This window comes from Luteimonas rhizosphaerae, assembly GCF_002849595.1.
Lineage (GTDB): Bacteria > Pseudomonadota > Gammaproteobacteria > Xanthomonadales > Xanthomonadaceae > Luteimonas > Luteimonas cellulosilyticus.
Genome location: NZ_NRQR01000025.1, coordinates 155,587 through 174,735, shown reverse-complemented (window position 1 = coordinate 174,735; position 19,149 = coordinate 155,587). Strand labels below are relative to the sequence as shown.

Genomic DNA, 19,149 nt, shown 5'->3' with positions numbered 1-19,149 from the left:
TGGTTGTGTGCAGTTCCTCAGGGCGAAGCGTCCGGGTGCCGGTCCAGGTAATCGGAGGCGTAGGTGCAGCTCGAGGTGAGCTGCAATCCTGCCGCAGTCGCGTGCGCACGAGCGGCTTCGACCAGCCGGCCGGCCAGGCCGCGGCCGCCGATCGCGGGTTCGACGATCGTGTGCAGGATGTCCAGTGCACCGCCTCCGACGCGGTATTCCAGGTGCCCACGATGGCCGTCGTCCTCGAGTTCGAAGAGGTGATGGGAGGCGTCGTGGCGGATCTCGGGATCTGGCATCGGGTGGATTCCTTCAAATGGATCGGGAGAGAAAACCGGGACGCGATGGCGGCTGCCACGCCGCGACCGGGTCGGGAATCTTGACGCACCGCGTCACGTCGAGGCGCCGGAATGCGGCAGATCGCGGACGCGCTCCGGCACCCCGCTCGGCGCGGCGGCGCCCCTGCTCTGGCACGGAACCTGCGGCGTTCATGTGCATCGACCTGATGCAGAACCAGCGCGGGAGCGTGCCATGGGTGACGGAGACAGGCGGTCCACCGATTCGCAGGACGCGCTCGAACGCCTGTGCGAACTCGTGCGTCTGGGCGAAAGCGACAGCACCGAATGTGCCCAGCTCGATCATCTGATCCACGAGCGCCTGCGGCAGGCCTACGCGGGTTCCGGCGACGCCCCGCACTGAGTGGGACCGCCGGCGCGTGCCGGCGCTCCGACGGTGGGGCGACCGCCCGCCTCAGCTCTCGTTGCGGTGATCGCGTTTGCCCTGGTTCTTGCGGTCTCGCGTACTGACGCTGCCCTGGATCGAGGCCAGGCGACTTTCGGCCGCATGGAGTTCCTGCGCCTTCTGCGCCGCCTGCGTGGACTGGTAGCCAGGTGCCGGCATGCTCGTGCTGCCCTCATCGATCTGTTGCCACGGCTTGGGCGCGCGCGCTTCGGCATTGTGCTGATCGAGCAGCTTGCGGGTATTGGCCAGCGCCTTCTTGGGGGAAATGCCGCCCGTCTTGCCGGTGGCCGCCTTGCGGGCACTCGCGGTTGTCGCTACCCGGGACACCGGCGCCGCAGGCTTGGTCGCCTGGCGTGTTGCGCTGGTCCCGTCGCCCGTCTTGCTTGCCGTCGCCTTTCTTGCGGGCCTCTTGGTCGCCGCGGTCTTGCTGCTCGCGCCCCGCTTCGTGGCGGACGTCGAGACGGCGTTCTTCGCTGGTGCCTTCTTGGCGGCGGCTTTCTTTGCCGGGACATTCTTCGCGATGGCCTTCTTCGAAGTCGACCCAGGCGTCGCTGACGTTGTCGTCGTGGTCTTCTTCGTCGCCTTCTTCGGAGCGGCCTTTTTCGTGGTCGCCTTCTTGGCCGGGGCCTTCTTCGCCGCCGGCTTCTTCGCGCTCACCTTCGAGGCGTTCGCAGCGCCCGCTGTCCGGCGCTCCGTGCGCGCCGCCTTGGCCGTTTCCTTGTGCTGCGCGTCGAGGCGCTGAAGGATGTCGCCGAGCAGTTCCGCCTTCTCGCCCGAGCGTGCGTTCGCCTGTCCGCTACGCCCGGTCTTGCTGCCGGTCTGCTTGCGCAGCGCCAGCTTCTGGCGCTTCTCGAGATCGCGGGCGCGATCGCGTGCAGTGCGTGCACGGATGACCAGTCGGGCCAGCTGCGCTTCGGAATGTCCGCGCAGCGCGTTGGCGCGGCTGGCGTCGTAGAGCCCCATTTCGGTGGCGTTGAGCAGGGAGGTCGCTTTCGCGCGGGTCACGGCCATGGATGCACTCCATCGGTGGGATGTGCCCCAAGGCTTATCACGCATTCCATGCACGCCCGGTGATCGGCGCTGCACGCTCGACCGCCACGCCTCAGAACGAAGGCGACGACAGGCGTTCGAGGAAGGCGCCGAGTGCGCGCGGCTCCATCATCACGGTGAAGAGGATGCCGTAGCCGGCGCCCCACAGATGCGCGCTGTGGTTGACATTGTCGCCGCCGCGCTTGTCCATCCAGATGCTGTAGCCGATGTAGAGCACGCCGAACACGATCGCCGGCATCGGGATGAAGAACACCAGCAGCAGCGACCAGGGATTGATCAGGATCGACGCGAACAGCACGGCCGAGACCGCGCCGGACGCGCCGAGGCTGCGGTAGTTGGGATCGTGCCGGTGCCGCAGGTAGGTCGGCAGGATCGCGACGAGGATCGCCGACAGATAGAACAGCACGAAGCCGACCGGCCCGATGTAGGGCGCGAACGCACGCTCGATCCCGGCGCCGAAGAAGAACAGCGTGATCATGTTGAACAGCAGGTGCTGCCAGTCCGCATGGATGAAGCCGTGCGTCAGCAGGCGGTCGTACTGGCGGTGCCGGTCGATCGCCGGCGGCCACAGGATCAGCCGGCCGAGCAGCTTGGGCTTCTGGAACGCCTGCCACGAGACCAGCACGGTCACGGCGATCAGCAGCAGGGTCATGGGTCCGAAATTCATCGCGCTTGCATCCTCGGGAACGTGGCCGGTCAGGCGACGCGGTAATTGTCCTGCATCGGGTACCGCCGCGCGTAGGCGGCGAACGCGGCGGCGGCGACGAAGGCGAATGCAGCGAAGAAGAACATCAGGAACGCGTTCTCGCTGAGCCCGCTGACGGCGATCCAGCCGGTCACCGTGTCGTTGCGCACGCCGGCGTTGGTCAACAGCACCCAGAGGCTGCCGAAGGTGCTGGTCAGATACCAGAACGCCATGATCACGCCCTTCATCGCGTGCGGCGCCTGGCTGTACGCGAACTCGAGCGCGGTCGCCGACACCAGCACCTCGCCGAAGGTCAGCAGCAGATACGGCAACGACTGCCAGGCGATCGAGACCTGCTCGCCGCCGTCGATCCACAGTTGCAGCGCACCGGCGACGATCCACGACACGCCGGAAGTCGCGATGCCCCAGCCCATGCGCCGCAGCGCGGTCGGCTCGAAGCCCAGCCGGCGCAGCGCCGGATACAGCACCAGGTTGTTGAACGGAATCAGCAGCATCACCAGCAGCGGATTCAGCGCCTGCATCTGCGCCGCGTCCTGGATCAGCCAGCTGGGCCACCACGCCGCGCCATGCGGGATCACCATCTCCCGGCCCTGGATGATCCACGTCGACGCCTTCTGGTCGAACAGCGACCAGAACGGCGTGACCAGCGCGAACACGATGAGGATCCGCAGCACCGCGCGCACGCCGTCGACGGCGAGGTCCGGATGCGCGCCGCGCGCGCGCTCGAGCTGCACCGACGCGCCCCAGCCGCCGAGGCCGATGATCACGCCGAGCGCCAGACAGGCGGTGATGACGAAACCGAAATCGGTCGGCCACCACGGCAGCGATACCGTCGCCGACAGGGCCCACAGCGCCAGCATCAGCGTCGCGACCACGACGCCCAGCACCGCGATCACCAGGCCGGGCCTGCCCTCGCCCTGTCGGCCGGTGCGCAGCGCGGTCTTGACGACCTCGAAGAACGCGTGGGGATCGTGTCGCGACGGCGGCACGTTGACGTACTGCTTGCGGCCCAGCCAGAACACGAAGGTCGCGATGAACATCAGGATGCCGGGAATGCCGAACGCGACCGCCGGCCCGTAGTGGCGCAGGAACAGCGGCGCCAGCAACGACGCGAAGAACGAACCGAAATTGATGATCCAGTAGAAGGCGTCGAACACCACCTTCGCCTTGCTCTTGTTGGTCTGGTCGAACTGGTCGCCGCAGAACGAGACCACCAGCGGCTTGATGCCGCCGGACCCCAGTGCGATCAGGAACAGGCCGGTGTAGAAGCCGGTCGCGTTGTTCTCGAACGCCGCCAGGCACGCATGGCCGGCGCAATAGATCAGCGAGAACCACAGGATGGTGTGGTACTTGCCGAAGTAGCGGTCCGCCAGCCAGCCGCCGAGCAGCGGGAAGAAGTACACGCCGATCACGAACGTGTGGAAGATGTCCTTCGCGGCGCCGTCGCGGTCCGGCCCCGCCGGCAGGTAGCCCAGCAATACCGAGCTGATCAGGAACGGCACCAGGATGTTGCGCATCCCGTAGAAGCTGAAGCGCTCGCAGGCTTCGTTGCCGATGATGTAGGAGATCTGGCGGGGCATCTTGCCCACGGGGGTCGGCGCAGTCGTCATCGGCGGTCCGGACAGGGTGCGAAGCGGCGAAGCGTACCCGATCGCGCGAGCGCGCCGACGGCTAGCGCAGCGCGTCGGACGCGGCAAGTGCCGGCCGACCCGGCGGCTCGCCGCCACCGCACGCGCTGTGGCTTGGGTTGCGTCCCGCCGGGCAGGCATCATGGCCGCCCTGCCCGCCCCCGGACACGCCGTGACCGTATCCCGACGCTTCGCCTCCCTGCTGGCCGCCTGCGCGCTGGCCGCCGCCCTGCCCGCCAGCGCCGACGACGATCCGCGCGTGACCGTGGCCGAGCGCAGTGGCTTCGTCGAGACCGGCCGCTACGACGAGGTCGTCGCGCTGTGCGACACCTTCGCCCGGCGCCATCCCGATGCCGTGCGCTGCACCCGCTTCGGCACCAGTCCGGAAGGCCGGCCGATGCAGGCGTTGATCGTGACCCGTACCGGCGCGATGGACCCCGGCGAGGCGCGCCGCCGAGGCCTGCCGGTCGTCCTCGTGCAGGGCGGCATCCACGCCGGCGAAGTCGACGGCAAGGACGCGGGCTTCCTCGCGCTGCGCGAGGTGCTCGACGGCACCGCCGCGCCCGGCGTGCTCGACGATCTGGTGTGGGTGTTCGTGCCGGTCTTCAGCGTCGACGGCCACGAGCGCTTCGCGGCCTGGAACCGGCCCAACCAGCGCGGGCCGCGCGAGATGGGCTGGCGCACGACCGCGCAGAACCTCAATCTCAACCGCGATTACGCCAAGGCCGATGCGCCCGAGATGCAGGCGATGCTGGCCCTGGTCGAGGCCTGGGACCCGCTGGCCTACATCGACCTGCACGCAACCAATGGCGCCCAGTTCGAGCACGACATCGCGATCCAGGTCGAGCCCCTGCACGCCGGCGACGATGCCTTGCGCAGCGTCGGTCGCCGCTTCCGCGACGCGGTTATCGAGGATCTCGCCGCGCAGGGCTCGCTGCCGCTGCCGTTCTATCCGTCCTTCCTCGAATCCGACAACCCGGCGTCGGGTTTCGAGGACGGGGTCTCGCCGCCTCGGTTCTCGACCGGTTACATCCCGCTGCGCAACCGCCTGGCGATGCTGGTCGAAACCCACTCGTGGAAGGAATATCCGGTCCGCGTGCGCATCACCCGCAATACCGTGGTGTCGGTGCTGGAACAGATCGCCGCGCACGGCCGCGACTGGCTGGCCATCGCGCGCGCAGCCGACACGCGCGCCGCGGCGCTCGGCGGCAGCACCGTGCCGCTCGCCTGGCAGGCGACGGATCACGCGCGCATGATCGATTTCCGCGGCTATGCCTACACGCGCACGCCGTCGGACGTGTCGGGCGCGTCGATGACGCGCTACGACGAAACCACACCGCAGGTCTGGCGGGTGCCGCTGCGCGACACCATCACGCCGTCGCTGACCACCGATTTGCCACGCGGCGGCTATCTGGTGCCGGCCGCGCATGCGGCCTGGGTCGGCGAGAAGCTGCGCCAGCACGGCATCGACGTCCGCACGCTCGCCACCGCGCATGCGGCACTGGACGTGCGCGCGTTCCGCGCCGACAGCACCCGCCTGGGGGCAGGCTCGATGGAAGGCCACCAGCGCCTGGCGCTCGACGGCGCCTGGCACGAGGACACGCAGGACGTCGCCGCCGGCGCGCTGTACGTGCCGATCGCGCAGCCGAAGGCGCGTCTCGTCGCCGCCCTGCTGGAACCGCAGGCGCCCGATTCGCTCGCGGCCTGGGGCCGGTTCAACGTCCACTTCGAGCGCAAGGAGTACATGGAGGACTACGTGGCCGAAGCCGTCGCGCGCGAGATGCTCGCCGGCGATCCCGCGGTGCGCAGCGCGTTCGAGACGCGATTGCGCGACGACCCGGCCTTCGCGGCCGATCCCGCGGCCCGGCTCGACTTCTTCTACCGGCGTCACAGCGCCTGGGACACGCGCTACAACCTCTATCCCGTGCTGCGTGTCGAGGCCGCGCCCGAATGACGCGCCTGACCGCTTCCCGCACGCTGGTCGCGTTGCTGCTCGGCCTGGTCCTCGCGGCGTGCGCGGGACGCGCGCCGCATCGCGACACGGCGGCAGCGACGACCGAGACGCCCGTGTCGTTCGTCACCCTCAACCTCTACCACGACCGCGACCGCTGGCCGCAGCGCCTGCCGTTGATCCTCGCCGGGCTGCGCGCGCTCGACCCCGACGTCATCGCCCTGCAGGAAGTGCTGCAGACCGGAACCCTGCCGAACCAGGCCGAGACCATCGGCGCGGCGCTCGGCTACCACGTGCACTTCGTCTCGCTCGATCCGGAGGGCCAGGCGCACCGCTACGGCAACGCGCTGCTGACACGGGAGGCTCCTCAGTCGATGTCGCAGTCGCGCCTGGAGCCGGCCGCCGACTCGCGCAGCATGGGACACGCCCGGCTCGAGATCCGCGGACAGCCCTTGAACGTCTACTTCACCCACCTGCACGCCGGCCAGTTCGGTGGCGACACGCGCGCACGCCAGGTGCAGGACGTGCTCGCCGTGATCGACCGCACCGCTGACGCCGCGCCGGTCGTGCTGCTCGGCGATTTCAATGCGGCGGTGACGACGCCCGAGCTGGCGCCACTTGCAGGGCGCTATGTCGATGCCTACGGCGTCGTCCACCCCGACGCGGACGCAACAGCTGTCACCACGCTCAACCCGCACTACTTCGAGATCGGCTCGCGCATCGATCTGGTGTTCGTGCAGCCGGGCCGGTTCGACGTGCGCGATGCGCGCCTCGTGCTGGACACGCCCGGCGCCGACGGCACCTGGCCGTCGGATCATTTCGGCGTCCATGTCGAGCTGGTGCCGCGCCGCACGCCGCCGGATTGAGGGCCGCGCGCCGTCCCGCGCGTAGGATGGTCGCCCCGCCCGTCCGCAACCGGAGCCTCCGATGTCCGCGATCCGCCTGATGCTGCTGCTGTGCGCCGCGTCCCTGCTGGCCGCCTGCCAGTCGCCCGTCGCCGGCCCGGCGGCACCCTCCACTGGAGACACCCTGATGCCCGCCGACAGCGGCACGTTGATGGTGCGCGGACGCGCGATGTACCTCGAGAAGATCCTGATGCCGGAGGGGTCGACGCTGCGCGTGCAGCTGATCGACGACCAGCTGGCGGATACGCCCGACGCGGTGATCGCGTCGCGCGAGATCGAAGTCGGCGCCGGGCCCTACGATTTCACCCTGCCGGTCGAACGCGCGAAGCTGCGCGAGAACGGGATGTACGGCCTGCACGCGTCGGTGTCGATGCCCGACGGCAGCCTGCGCTTCGTCACCGACACCCGCGTGCCGGTGCAGCCCGGCCAGTCGGGCATCGTCGAGTTCCGCCTGGTGCACGTGCAGCCGCGCGACTGAGCGCGGGCGCAGCACGGCTCAGTCGGTGCGGAAGGCCACGCGCCGGGTGATGCCGCAGGTCAGCGCATAGGAAATCGTGCCGGCGGCGTCGGCGACCTGCTCCACGGGCAGCGCATCGCCCCACAGCGTCACCGGATCGCCGGCGCGGGCATCGGGCTGTCCGCGCAGGTCGATCGTCATCAGGTCCATCGACACGCGCCCGACAACGCGCGCCGCCCGTCCGTTGACCAGCACCGGCGTGCCGGCGGGCGCCAGTCGCGGATACCCGTCGCCATAGCCCACCGCGGCGATGCCGACCGGCATGTCTTCGGGCGCTTCCCAGGTGGCGGAATAGCCGATGCGTTCGCCCCGCGCCACGCGGTTCACGGCCAGCAGCCGGGTCTCGAACGTCATCGCCGCGCGCAGGCCGAAATCCGCGCCGGTACGGCCCGCCACGACCGACATGCCGTACAGCGCACCACCGGGCCGGATCCAGTCGCCGTGCGCATCGCTCCAGCCGAGCACCGCCGCCGAATTCGCCAGCGACCGCGGCCCGGCCAGGCCCGCGGTCGCCGCGGCGAACGCGCGCAGCTGCGCCGGCGTCTGCAGCGCGTTGGGCGCCCCCGGGTCGAACTCGTCTGAGCTGGCGAAATGCGTCATCAGCACGATGTCGCCGGTCACGCCGCGCGCCTGGCGCAGCCGCGTGTGCGCCTCGGCCACCGCAGCCGGCGCGAAGCCGAGCCGGTGCATGCCGGTGTCGATCTTCAGCCACACCCGGATCGGCGCGCCGTCGGTCTGCTCGAGCATGTCGAGCTGCGCGGCGTGGTGGACGATCGCCTCGGCGCGCAGGCGGCGCAGCTGGTCGAGGTCGCCGGCATTGTCGAAGCCCGACAGCACCAGGATCGGCTGTTCGAGCCCGACCGCGCGGATCCGCGCCGCGTCCTCGATCGCCGCGACGCCGAACGCGTCGGCACCGCGCAGCGCCAGCGCCGCGGTCTCCAGGCCGTGGCCGTAGCCGTCTGCCTTGACCATCGCCATCAGCCGCCGGCCGGGCGCACGCGCGCGCATCGCCAGCAGGTTGTGGCGCAGCGCATCGGTGTGGATCGTCGCGGTGATCGGGCGGGACATGCGGGCGGGACGCGCAGGAGGGCCCGCCATTTTGCCTGCAAGCGCAGGCGCGCGCCTTACTCGAAGCTGCCGATCGAATCGTGCGACAGGTTGTCGAAGCGGGTGTACTCGCCGAAGAACTTCAGCTTCAGCGAGCCCGTCGGGCCGCTACGCTGCTTGCCGATGATGATCTCGGCCAGGCCCTGGTCGGGCGAGTTTTCCTTGTTGTAGTAGTCGTCGCGGTAGATGAAGACGATGACGTCGGCGTCCTGCTCGATCGCGCCCGATTCGCGCAGGTCGGCCATCACCGGGCGCTTGTCGGCGCGCGTTTCCAGCGAGCGGTTGAGCTGCGACAGGGCCATCACCGGCACGTTGAGGATCTCGGTCGCGCGGTTCTCGCTGTTGCCCGGCACCGCCATCAGCTGCAGGTAGTCGATGACGATCAGGCCGAGGTCGTGCTCGCGCTTGAGGCGGCGGCACTTGGCGCGCAGCACGTCCGGCGACAGGCCGGGCGTGTCGTCGATGAAGATCTTGGTTTCCTTCAGCATGCGGATCGCGCCGCTGACCCGGCTCCAGTCCTCGTCCTCGAGCTGGCCGGTGCGCAGGCGGGTCGCATTGATGCGGCCGTTCGACGAGATCAGGCGCAGCGCGAGCTGGCTGGCCGACATTTCCATCGAGAACACGCCGACCGCCTTCTTGGTCTTGATCGCGGCGTATTCGGCGATGTTGAGCGCGAAGGTCGTCTTGCCCATGGCCGGACGCGCGGCGAGGATCAGCAGGTCGGTCGGCTGCAGGCCGGCGGTCATCTCGTCGAACTCGGTGTAGCCGGTCGGCAGGCCGGTCACGCCGCCGCCGTTGTTGTAGCGCGTCTGCAGCACGTCGAAGGCGTCGGCCATCGCCTTGTTGATCGCGGTGAAGTCGGTGCGGCCCGCCGAGCCGGCTTCGGCGATCTTGAAGACCTGCTGCTCGGCCTTGGCGAGGATCTCGCTGCTGTCGCGGCCATCGGGCTGGAAGCCGTCGTTGACGTTCTCGGTGCCGACCTCGATCAGCTGCCGCAGGATCGCCTTGTCGCGGACGATCTCCGCATAGGCACGGATGTTGGCGGCCGACGGCGTGGTGCTGGCCAGCTCGCCGAGATAGGCGCCGCCGGCGACCAGTTCCGACAGGTTGTTGGATTCGAACCATTCGCCGAGGGTCACCGCGTCGAAGGGCTTGTTCTTCTCGGCCAGTTCCTGGATCGCGGCGTAGATCTTCTGGTGGTCTCGGCGGTAGAAGTCGTCCGGCACCAGCATGTCGGCGATGCGGTCGTAGGAATCGGGGACCAGCATCAGGCCGCCGAGCACCGCCTGCTCCGCATCGACCGACTGCGGCGGAATGCGCAGCTGTTCGACGCGTGCGTCGGTGCGGTGCTCGGGACGGTATTCGGGGCGTGCGGACATGGTGGAACGGTTCCTCGCGAGGCGCGCCTGACCCGGCGGGTGGCGCGCCGCTGTGATGGCGCAACGGCGGTCGATGCTAGACCCGGCGCCTGTGGACACGCGACCCCACAAGCTGTGGATAAGCCGCGGCCAGCGGTGGGTAACTTCTAGCGCGCCGGCGTCTCGCCGGGCGCGACGGGCACGGCCCGCAAACGACGACGGGCGCCTCGCGGCGCCCGTCGTGAACCGCCAGGATCCGGTGGGATCAGGCGGGTTCGGCTTCGATGACGACCTTGACGGTGGTCTCGGCATCGGCGTGCAGGTGCACGACGACATCGAATTCGCCGGTGTTGCGGAACGCGCCTTCACCCAGCACGACTTCCGACTTCTCGACCGGCGCGACGGCCTTGGTCAGCGCCTGCGCGATCTCGCGCGGACCGACCGAGCCATAGAGCTTGCCTTCGGTCGACGCGTTCGCGTAGATCGTGACGCTGGCGCCTTCCAGCTTGGCCAGGCGCTGCTGCGCCTCGTCGAGCTGCGACTGGGCCTTGGCTTCGTACTCGGCGCGGCGCGCTTCGAACTCGGCGATGCTCTTCGGGGTCGCCGGCACGGCCTTGCCCTGCGGCACCAGGAAGTTACGGCCGTAGCCCGGCTTCACGTTGACCTTGTCGCCGAGGTTGCCGAGATTGGTGACCTTCTGCAGAAGAATCAGTTGCATGGTGTTGCTCCGTATTCGTTAGTGCCGCGACGCGGACGCGCGCGACACAACCGGTTTGCTGTCCGAATGGACGGTGATCGACCCGACCGCGCCACTGTCCGCACGACCCGCGCCGGAGCGCGTGCCACGCGGACGCGGCGTCGCGTCAGACGTTGTGGTTGTCGGTGTACGGAATCAGCGCGAGGAAACGCGCGCGCTTGACGGCCGTGGCCAGCTGGCGCTGGTAACGCGACTTCGTACCGGTGATGCGGCTCGGGACGATCTTGCCGTTCTCGGTGAGGTTCTGGCGCAGGGTGTTGAGATCCTTGTAATCGATCTCCTTGACGCCCTCGGCGGTGAACTTGCAGAACTTGCGGCGGCGGAAGAACTTGGACATGTGCGTGATCCTCAGGCGGCTTCGGCGTTGTTGTCGGACTTGTCGGTGTCGCCGTCGGCATCGTTGTCGCTGCCGGTGCTGTCACCGTCTTCGTCGCGGCGGCGACGCTCGGGGCGGTCGGGCTTGTCGCCCTTGTCGTCCTTGTTCTTCATGATCAGCGACTGCTCGGTGTCGGCCTCGTCGCGGCGGACCACGAGGTGGCGCAGCACGGCATCGTTGAAGCGGAACGCTTCGACGAGCTCGTCGAGGGCGGTCTGGCCGACTTCGATGTTGAACATGACGTAGTGGGCCTTGACCAGATTGTTGATCGGGTAGGCCAGCTGGCGACGACCCCAGTCCTCCAGGCGGTGGATGGTGCCTTCGGCGCCTTCGATCAGCGACTTGTAGCGCTCGATCATCGCAGGCACCTGCTCGCTCTGGTCCGGATGGACCAGGAACACGACTTCGTAATGACGCATGTTGGTTTCCTTTCGGGTATCGACCGCGCCGCGAACGCGGCGGCGGCCCGGATAGCTCCCCGGCATCGGCGATGCGGTGGAGCAAGGGCTCCCAGGCGACGGGCGCGAGGGAGCCGGCTATTGTCACAGATCCTGCACGGCCGGACAAGGCGGCCCGCTCCGGCGCGTGCCGGCGGGAGCCGTGCGACATTCGGTCGCAGTCTCACCACATCAAGCGAATGCTTCAATGTCGCAGGCGCCGGATGGGCGCCCGTCCGTGCGGCCCGGTGCCGACGACGTCCCGGCGACGACGCCCTGCCCCGCTCCGGCAGCACGCCGCGCCTCCTTCGAGACGAGACGCCCTCAGTGCCGCCGGCGACCGGCGGACAGGAATCCGCCAGACCGTGCACGCCTGCCTGCCCTCATACCGTGTCGCCCGTCCGGGACGGGCCGTGCCGTCAGCGCACGGTCTCGAGCGTGCGGCTGAAGGCGAGTGCGGCCAGCGTCACGACGGCACCCGACAGCAGGTAGTAGCCGACGTATTCCAGTCCGAACTTGCTGCACAGACCCAGCGCGACCAGCGGTGCGAAGCCGGCACCGAGCAGCCACGCGATGTCCGAGGTCACCGCGGCGCCCGTGTAGCGGTAGATGCTTTCGAAACGCGAGGCGATCGCGTTGCTCGCCTGGCCCAGCGACAGGCCCAGCAGCGCGAAGCCGATGACCACGTAGGCAGTACGGCCACCGGTGGTCTCGCTGCCCAGCAGCGGCGCGGCGAAGAAGCTGAAGATCGCGATCAGGATCGCCGCGATCGCCAGCTGCCCGCGACGGCCGATGCGGTCGGCCAGCAGGCCCGACAGCATGATGCCCAGCCCGCCGATGACCGCGCCGAGGAACAGGCTGCCCAGGTAATCGGACGCGTCGTGGTCGCTGAACAGCGTCGCCCAGCTCAGCGGGAAGATCGTCACCAGGTGGAACATCGCGTAGCTGGCCAGCGGGATCAGCGCGCCGACGAAGACCTGCCGCGGATGCGTGCGCACGGTCTCGATGATGCGGCGCGGCTGCAGTTCCTTGGCCTGGAACAGCTGCGCGAACTCGGGCGTGATCACCAGACGCAGGCGCGCGAAAAGAGCCACGACGTTCAACGCCAGCGCGACGAAGAACGGGAAGCGCCAGCCCCAGGCGAGGAAATCCTCGGGCGTCAGCCAGCGGGTGAAGACCAGGAACAGGCCGCTGGCGAGCATGAAGCCGAGCGCCGCGCCGAGCTGCGGCACCATCGCGTACCAGCCGCGGCGGTTGGCCGGCGCGCTCAGCGACAGCAGCGACGGCAGACCGTCCCAGGCGCCGCCCCAGCCGAGACCCTGACCGAAGCGGAACACCGCCAGCAGTACCGGTGCGAGCATGCCGACCTGCGCGTAGCTCGGCAGGAAGGCGATCGCCATCGTCGAGCCGCACAGCAGGAACAGCGCACCGATCAGCTTGGCAGCGCGACTGAAGTTGCGGTCCACCGCCATGAACACGATCGAGCCGATCGGACGGGCGATGAATGCCAGCGAGAAGATCGCGAACGACTTCATCGTCGCCTGGACCGGGTCACTGTCGGGGAAGAACAGATACGGGAACACCAGCACCGAGGCGATGCCGTAGACGAAGAAGTCGAAGAATTCCGACGTCCGGCCCATCACCACCGGCAATGCGATCCTGCCCGGCGAAATCTCGGTGCTGTCGTTCTCCGGGGCCTCGTCCAGTCCGGTGGTGCCTTCTTGTGCGGTTCCACTCATCTGCGCGCGCTCTCCGGTGTCGTTTGGATGGATAATATGCGCCGCATTGTGCGCCCGAAACCGGTACCGCAGGCAAGGCGCGCAGCAGCAGGCCGTTCATGGCCGCGGCGCGCGCACGCTACCGCCCTTTCCGTGTCCTCCCCGTCAAGTTCTTCTTCTCCGTTGTCGACTTCCCCATGATCCCCATCCTCCGTGCCATCGCGCTGCTCTCGGTCGCCCTGCTGCTGTCGGGCTGCGACTGGGTCGTCATGCGACCTTCCGGCGACATCGCCATGCAGCAGCGCGACCTGATTCTGGTCTCGACCGGGCTGATGCTGCTGATCATCGTGCCGGTGATCTTCCTGACGTTCTTCTTCGCGTGGAAATACCGCGCGTCGAACAAGGACGCCGAGTACGCGCCCGACTGGCACCACTCGACCCGTCTCGAACTGGTGATCTGGTCGGCGCCGCTGGCGATCATCCTGGTGCTGGGCACGATCACCTGGATCGCGACCCACAAGCTCGATCCCTACCGCCCGCTCGACCGCATCGACGCCAACCGCGACGTGCCCGCCGACGTGCAGCCGCTGGTGGTCGAAGTGGTGGCGCTCGACTGGAAGTGGCTGTTCCTCTATCCCGAGCAGGGCATCGCGACGATCAACGAACTCGCCGCGCCGGTGGATACGCCGATCGAATTCCGGATCACCTCGGCGTCGATGATGAATTCGTTCTTCGTGCCGGCGCTCGCGGGCCAGATCTACGCGATGGCCGGCATGCAGACCAAGCTGCACGCGGTGATCAACGAGGAAGGCACCTACAAGGGCTTCTCCGCGAACTACAGCGGCGACGGTTTTTCGCACATGCGCTTCGATTTCCTCGGCCTCGACCAGGCCGGCTTCGATGCGTGGGTCGCCAAGGCGCAGGCGTCCGAGGATTCCCTCGATCGCGAGGGCTACATGCAGATCGAGAAGCCGTCCGAGCGCGAGCCGGTGCGCTACTTCGCGAACGTGGACGCGGATCTCTACGACGCCATCCTCAACATGTGCGTCGCGCCCGATGCCATGTGCATGCACGAGATGATGCACATCGACATGGCCGGCGGTGGCGGCGTCGACAGCCGCGACAACTTCGACCGCCTGCGCTACGACAACCGCCATGCGGACGAGGCGATCGAAGCGCCCGGCGCGACGTTCCCGAACAGCGGCCGCGAGGCGCGCAGCGACGACGAACCGCAGGGCCACCAGCCGCGCGCCGCGGAACCGGGCGAAGCGGCCCCGGCGCCGACGCCGGCCGGCGGACTCGACAACGAGGGCGCGCAGCCGCGCACCCCGGAACAGGCACCGACTTCGCAGGGCGCACCTGCCGAGCCGGACGAGGACGGCGGCACCCGCCGCTGATCCTTCGCAGACGCAAGACCGACATCCAGTACCAGGCAGACCCCCCATGTCCGTAGCCTCCCAGGGCCAACTCGATTCACCGGTGTTCGGGCGACTTTCGCTCGATGCGCTGGCCTTCTTCCACGACCCGATCGTCGGCGCGACCTTCGTCGGCACCGTCCTAGGCGGCCTCGGCCTGCTGGCGCTGCTGTTCAAGTACCGGCTGTGGGGCTATCTCTGGAAGGAGTGGTTCACCAGCATCGATCACAAGAAGATCGGGATCATGTACTGCATCCTCGCGCTGGTGATGCTGCTGCGCGGCTTCGCGGACGCGGTGATGATGCGGCTGCACCAGGCGATGGCCTCGGGCGGCGGCGAGGGCTATCTCAACGCCCACCACTACGATCAGATCTTCACCGCGCACGGCGTGATCATGATCTTCTTCGTGGCGATGCCGCTGGTCACCGGCCTGATGAACTACATCGTGCCGCTGCAGATCGGCGCGCGCGACGTGGCGTTCCCGTTCCTCAACAACTTCAGCTTCTGGATGACCACCGCCGGCGCGGTGCTGATCATGCTGTCGCTGTTCGTCGGCGAGTTCGCACGCACCGGCTGGCTGGCGTACCCGCCGCTATCGGGCGCGGACTACAGTCCGGGCGTCGGCATGGACTACTACCTGTGGGGGCTGCAGGTGGCGGGCGTGGGCACCACGCTGTCGGGCATCAACCTGATCGTGACGATCGTCAAGATGCGCGCGCCGGGCATGGCGCTGATGCGCATGCCGATCTTCACCTGGACCTCGCTCTGCACCAACATCCTGATCGTCGCCTCGTTCCCGATCCTGACGGCGACGCTCGCGTTGCTGACGATGGACCGTTACGTGGGAACCAACTTCTTCACGAACGATCTCGGCGGCAATCCGATGATGTACGTGAACCTGATCTGGATCTGGGGCCACCCGGAAGTCTATATCCTGGTGCTGCCGGCCTTCGGCATTTTCTCCGAGATCGTCGCGACCTATTCGGGCAAGCGCCTGTTCGGCTATACGTCGATGGTGTACGCGACCGCGGTGATCACGATCCTGTCGTACGTGGTGTGGCTGCACCACTTCTTCACGATGGGCTCGGGCGCCAGCGTCAACGCCTTCTTCGGCATCACGACGATGATCATCTCGATCCCGACGGGCGCGAAGATCTTCAATTGGCTCTTCACCATGTACAAAGGCCGCATCCGCTTCGACGTGCCGATGCTGTGGACGATCGGCTTCATGTTCACCTTCGTCATCGGTGGCATGACCGGCGTGCTGCTGGCCGTGCCGCCGGCGGACTTCGTGCTGCACAACAGCCTGTTCCTGGTCGCGCACTTCCACAACACCATCATCGGTGGCGTCGTGTTCGGCCTGTTCGCGGGCATGGTGTACTGGTTCCCCAAGGCGTTCGGCTTCAAGCTCGACGAGTTCTGGGGCAAGGTCTCGTTCTGGTGCTGGCTGAGCGGCTTCTGGGTCGCGTTCACCCCGCTCTACATCATGGGCCTGATGGGCGTGACCCGTCGCCTGAGCCAGTTCGAGGACACCTCGCTGCACTGGTTCTTCGTCATCGCGGCGATCGGCGCGGCACTGGTGGCCATCGGCATCGCCGCCTTCATCCTGTCGATCGTCGTCGCCGTGCGGAACCGCAAGGCGCTGCGCGATACGACGGGCGATCCGTGGAACGGGCGCACGCTGGAATGGGCGACGTCGTCGCCGCCGCCGGCCTACAACTTCGCGTTCACGCCCGTCGTGCACGGCATCGACGCCTACGACGACATGAAGCGGCACGGCTACGTGCGGCCGACATCGGGCTTCGTGCCGATCCACATGCCCAAGAACACTGGCGCGGGCGTGGTCCTGTCGGCGATCAGCACGGTGCTGGCGTTCGCCCTGATCTGGCACATCTGGTGGCTGGTGGCGGTGTCGTTCGTCGGCCTGATCGCCGCATCGATCAAGCACACCTTCAACTACGACCGCGAGTACTACATCCCGGCCGAAGAAGTGACGGCAACCGAGGAACAACGCACGCGCGATCTCGCGCAGCAGGCGCTCTGACCATGGCACAGACGATCCCCACCACCACCGGCACCACCGAACGCGTCTACCACGTGATCGAGGACCCGCACGCGCACGACGACGGGCACGAGCACCATCCCGAAACCGGCACCAATCTCGGGTTCTGGATGTACCTGATGAGCGACTGCCTGATCTTCGCGATCCTGTTCGCCACCCACGCCGTGATCGGCCGCAACTATGCGGCGGGTCCGTCGCCGGCCGACCTGTTCGACCTCAAGCTGATCCTCGTCGCCACCTTCATGCTGCTGTTCTCGTCGATCACCTACGGGTTCGCGATGCTGAACTCGTACAAGCACAACGTGAAGGGCACCATCGGCTGGCTGCTGGTCACCGGCCTGTTCGGCCTCGCGTTCCTCGGCATCGAGATCTACGAGTTCCAGCACCTGGCACACCTGGGCGCGACGCCGCAACGCAGCGCGTTCCTGTCGTCGTTCTTCACCCTGGTCGGCACCCACGGCCTGCACGTGACCTTCGGCCTGATCTGGCTGGTGACGCTGGTGTTCCAGCTGAAGAAGCACGGCCTCACGGCTGCCAACAACCGTCGCCTGATGTGCCTGTCGATGTTCTGGCACTTCCTCGACGTGATCTGGATCGGCGTGTTCTCGTATGTGTACCTGATGGGAGTCGTGGGATGAGCACCGACGTCAACAACCGCGCGCACCACCCCGCCCACGAGCCCGCGCACGACGCGCACGGCCACGGCTCGATGCGCGACTACGTCATCGGCTTCGTGCTGTCGGTGATCCTGACGGTGATCCCGTTCTGGCTGGTCATGGGCGAGGTGCTGGAGAGCCGCGTCTGGACCGTGGCGCTGATCATGGGCTTCGGCGCCGTGCAGATCGTCGTGCACATGGTCTATTTCCTGCACATGAACCGGAAATCGGAAGGCGGCTGGATCCTCATGTCGCTGCTCTTCACCGGCATCGTCATCCTGATCGCCCTGGTGGGTTCGCTGTGGGTCATGCACCACCTCGACACCAACATGATGCCGGTCTCGCCCGAGCAGATGCGCTCGGCGCCCTGACGGCGCCGACCGTTTTTTCGACGCGATGGCCACCACGCCCCGCCCGACCGCACGTCCGGCCCGCCGCTGGGCGCTGCTGGCGTTCCTGGTCGCGGCGCTGGCCGGGTTCGTCTCGCTCGGCGTGTGGCAGGTCGAACGGCTGGGCTGGAAGCGCGATCTGATCGCACGCGTCGACGCGCGCGTGCAGGCGCCTCCCGTCGCGCCGCCCGCACGCGCGGACTGGCACCGCATCACCGAGGCCGCGGACGAATACCGCCGCGTGGCGCTCGCGGGACGGCTGCTGCACGCCCAGGAAGTCGCGGTCTACGCCGCGACCGCGCGCGGCCCCGGCTACTGGATCATGACGCCGCTGGTGACGGCGGACGGCACCGTCTGGATCAACCGCGGCTTCGTCGACAACGCGCATCGCGATGCCGGGTCCCGCGCCCGGGTCGATGCGCGCGACACGGTCACCGTCACCGGCCTGCTGCGGCTGCCCGAACGGGCCGGCCTGTTCCTGCGCGACAACGTGCCAGCCGAGGATCGCTGGTACGTCCGCGCGCCGGGCGAGCTGAGCGCCGCGCGCGACGTGCCCGGTCCGGTGGCCCCGTTCTTCGTCGATGCGCAGGACCGTCTCGACACCGGCAACTGGCCGGTGCCCGGCATGACCGTGGTGCAGTTCCGCAACCACCATCTCGGCTACGCGCTGACCTGGTTCGGCATGGCGCTGCTGGCCCTGCTGGCGATCGTGCTGGTGGTCCGCAGCGAATTCCTGCGATCGCGCACACGCGGCGGTGGCGGGGCGGATCCACACGACCGCGCACCCGTCCGGGGCCGCGGCCGCCACTGAGCCGGCATCGCACGTCTCGACGCATGCCAGCGGCGTGGCACGTGATCGTCAGGGCGTGTCTCGAATGCTTCCGGCGCGCTGGTGCGCTTGCCGGCGGTCGCGCTCAGAACGCCTTGGTGGCGTCCGTCGTGAAGCTCTCGCCGCAGCCGCAGGCCGCCGCGGCGTTCGGGTTGCGGAACACGAACTCCTGGTTCAGGCCCTTCTGCGCGAAGTCGATCTCGGTCCCGTCGACGATCGGCTGGCTCTTGGCGTCGACGTAGATGCGCACGCCGTCCTGCTCACTGATGCTGTCGCCGGGTTCTTCGGCATGCGCCAGGTCGACGATGTAACCCCAGCCGGAACAGCCGGTCTTGGTCACGCCGAAACGCAGGCCGAGCGCGCCGGGACTGGCGGCGAGGAAGCGGCGGGCACGTTCGAGGGCGGCAGGTGCGAGTGCGATGGACATGGCGCAAGTGTACTCCCGGGTCGCGGACCGGCAGCTGACCGCGACCGGCAAAGGACCGGTGATCCGCCGACGATGGACCGGCGATCCGGTCCGGTAGACTGTGGCGTCCCGTGTATCGGTTCGGATTTCCAG

At 68.1% G+C, this 19,149-nt stretch carries 20 protein-coding genes; 9 read left to right on the top strand and 11 right to left on the bottom strand.

The window, feature by feature from the left end; genetic code table 11:
• Positions 1 to 17 precede the first annotated feature (17 nt).
• Positions 18 to 287 (bottom strand): GNAT family N-acetyltransferase, encoded by a 270-nt coding sequence (locus CJ022_RS13185; RefSeq protein ID WP_101927089.1) that lies wholly within the window; start codon positions 285 to 287, stop codon positions 18 to 20.
• Between the two features lie 232 nt (positions 288 to 519).
• Here CJ022_RS13185 and CJ022_RS17125 point away from each other — a divergent pair, with 232 nt between their 5' ends.
• Positions 520 to 687 (top strand): hypothetical protein, encoded by a 168-nt coding sequence (locus tag CJ022_RS17125; protein ID WP_158238423.1) that lies wholly within the window; start codon positions 520 to 522, stop codon positions 685 to 687.
• A 51-nt stretch (positions 688 to 738) separates the two neighbouring features.
• On the opposite strand, the gene CJ022_RS17275 is transcribed toward CJ022_RS17125, so the two are convergent.
• The 3 genes from CJ022_RS17275 to CJ022_RS13170 form a co-directional block, all read right to left on the bottom strand.
• Positions 739 to 1,740 carry a hypothetical protein gene (locus tag CJ022_RS17275; protein ID WP_199171547.1) on the bottom strand — a complete coding sequence of 334 codons (1,002 nt, stop codon included), beginning with the start codon at positions 1,738 to 1,740 and terminating at the stop codon, positions 739 to 741.
• A gap of 91 nt (positions 1,741 to 1,831) precedes the next feature.
• On the bottom strand, positions 1,832 to 2,446 hold the full coding sequence (locus CJ022_RS13175) for a rhomboid family intramembrane serine protease (protein ID WP_233198765.1): 615 nt from the start codon (positions 2,444 to 2,446) through the stop codon (positions 1,832 to 1,834).
• Between the two features lie 29 nt (positions 2,447 to 2,475).
• A complete protein-coding gene (locus CJ022_RS13170; protein WP_101927088.1) occupies positions 2,476 to 4,095 on the bottom strand; it encodes a POT-type proton-dependent oligopeptide transporter in 1,620 nt (539 codons plus the stop codon).
• A 190-nt stretch (positions 4,096 to 4,285) separates the two neighbouring features.
• On the opposite strand from CJ022_RS13170, the gene CJ022_RS13165 reads away from it, so the two are divergent.
• From CJ022_RS13165 to CJ022_RS13155, 3 genes are all read left to right on the top strand, one after another.
• Positions 4,286 to 6,067 carry a M14 family metallopeptidase gene (locus CJ022_RS13165; RefSeq protein WP_425490819.1) on the top strand — a complete coding sequence of 594 codons (1,782 nt, stop codon included), beginning with the start codon at positions 4,286 to 4,288 and terminating at the stop codon, positions 6,065 to 6,067.
• Positions 6,064 to 6,930, top strand: coding sequence for an endonuclease/exonuclease/phosphatase family protein (locus tag CJ022_RS13160; RefSeq protein ID WP_101927086.1), 867 nt, complete (start codon positions 6,064 to 6,066; stop codon positions 6,928 to 6,930). Before CJ022_RS13165 ends, CJ022_RS13160 begins: the two co-directional genes overlap by 4 nt.
• A gap of 61 nt (positions 6,931 to 6,991) precedes the next feature.
• Positions 6,992 to 7,447 carry a YbaY family lipoprotein gene (locus CJ022_RS13155; RefSeq protein WP_101927085.1) on the top strand — a complete coding sequence of 152 codons (456 nt, stop codon included), beginning with the start codon at positions 6,992 to 6,994 and terminating at the stop codon, positions 7,445 to 7,447.
• 18 nt (positions 7,448 to 7,465) lie between these two features.
• Here CJ022_RS13155 and alr read toward each other — a convergent pair whose 3' ends face one another.
• The 6 genes from alr to CJ022_RS13125 all read right to left on the bottom strand — a co-directional run bounded on the left by alr (position 7,466) and on the right by CJ022_RS13125 (position 13,260).
• On the bottom strand, positions 7,466 to 8,554 hold the full coding sequence (gene alr, locus CJ022_RS13150; RefSeq protein ID WP_101927084.1) for an alanine racemase: 1,089 nt from the start codon (positions 8,552 to 8,554) through the stop codon (positions 7,466 to 7,468).
• Positions 8,555 to 8,610: 56 nt separating this feature from the next.
• A complete protein-coding gene (locus tag CJ022_RS13145; protein ID WP_101927083.1) occupies positions 8,611 to 9,972 on the bottom strand; it encodes a replicative DNA helicase in 1,362 nt (453 codons plus the stop codon).
• A gap of 244 nt (positions 9,973 to 10,216) precedes the next feature.
• Positions 10,217 to 10,669 carry a 50S ribosomal protein L9 gene (rplI, locus tag CJ022_RS13140; RefSeq protein WP_101927082.1) on the bottom strand — a complete coding sequence of 151 codons (453 nt, stop codon included), beginning with the start codon at positions 10,667 to 10,669 and terminating at the stop codon, positions 10,217 to 10,219.
• Between the two features lie 145 nt (positions 10,670 to 10,814).
• A complete protein-coding gene (gene rpsR, locus CJ022_RS13135; RefSeq protein ID WP_096208774.1) occupies positions 10,815 to 11,045 on the bottom strand; it encodes a 30S ribosomal protein S18 in 231 nt (76 codons plus the stop codon).
• An 11-nt stretch (positions 11,046 to 11,056) separates the two neighbouring features.
• Complete coding sequence (gene rpsF / locus CJ022_RS13130) at positions 11,057 to 11,503, bottom strand: 30S ribosomal protein S6 (protein ID WP_101927145.1); 447 nt, start codon at positions 11,501 to 11,503, stop codon at positions 11,057 to 11,059.
• 437 nt (positions 11,504 to 11,940) lie between these two features.
• Positions 11,941 to 13,260 carry an MFS transporter gene (locus CJ022_RS13125; protein ID WP_101927081.1) on the bottom strand — a complete coding sequence of 440 codons (1,320 nt, stop codon included), beginning with the start codon at positions 13,258 to 13,260 and terminating at the stop codon, positions 11,941 to 11,943.
• A 176-nt stretch (positions 13,261 to 13,436) separates the two neighbouring features.
• Between CJ022_RS13125 and cyoA the strand changes: the two genes are divergently transcribed.
• The 5 genes from cyoA to CJ022_RS13100 all read left to right on the top strand — a co-directional run bounded on the left by cyoA (position 13,437) and on the right by CJ022_RS13100 (position 18,572).
• Positions 13,437 to 14,636, top strand: a complete 1,200-nt coding sequence (gene cyoA / locus CJ022_RS13120; protein WP_101927080.1) for a ubiquinol oxidase subunit II — start codon at positions 13,437 to 13,439, stop codon at positions 14,634 to 14,636.
• 82 nt (positions 14,637 to 14,718) lie between these two features.
• Positions 14,719 to 16,698, top strand: coding sequence for a cytochrome o ubiquinol oxidase subunit I (gene cyoB / locus CJ022_RS13115; protein ID WP_199171549.1), 1,980 nt, complete (start codon positions 14,719 to 14,721; stop codon positions 16,696 to 16,698).
• 2 nt (positions 16,699 to 16,700) lie between these two features.
• Positions 16,701 to 17,354 carry a cytochrome o ubiquinol oxidase subunit III gene (cyoC, locus tag CJ022_RS13110; RefSeq protein ID WP_101927078.1) on the top strand — a complete coding sequence of 218 codons (654 nt, stop codon included), beginning with the start codon at positions 16,701 to 16,703 and terminating at the stop codon, positions 17,352 to 17,354.
• Positions 17,351 to 17,743: a cytochrome o ubiquinol oxidase subunit IV gene (cyoD, locus tag CJ022_RS13105; protein ID WP_101927077.1), complete on the top strand. Its 393-nt coding sequence runs from the start codon at positions 17,351 to 17,353 to the stop codon at positions 17,741 to 17,743. Before cyoC ends, cyoD begins: the two co-directional genes overlap by 4 nt.
• 25 nt (positions 17,744 to 17,768) lie before the next feature.
• The gene (locus CJ022_RS13100) at positions 17,769 to 18,572 is read left to right on the top strand and encodes an SURF1 family protein (protein ID WP_101927076.1); all 804 of its coding nucleotides are present in this window, start codon (positions 17,769 to 17,771) and stop codon (positions 18,570 to 18,572) included.
• A gap of 103 nt (positions 18,573 to 18,675) precedes the next feature.
• Here CJ022_RS13100 and CJ022_RS13095 read toward each other — a convergent pair whose 3' ends face one another.
• Positions 18,676 to 19,017, bottom strand: coding sequence for a HesB/IscA family protein (locus tag CJ022_RS13095; RefSeq protein ID WP_101927075.1), 342 nt, complete (start codon positions 19,015 to 19,017; stop codon positions 18,676 to 18,678).
• Positions 19,018 to 19,149: the final 132 nt, after the last annotated feature.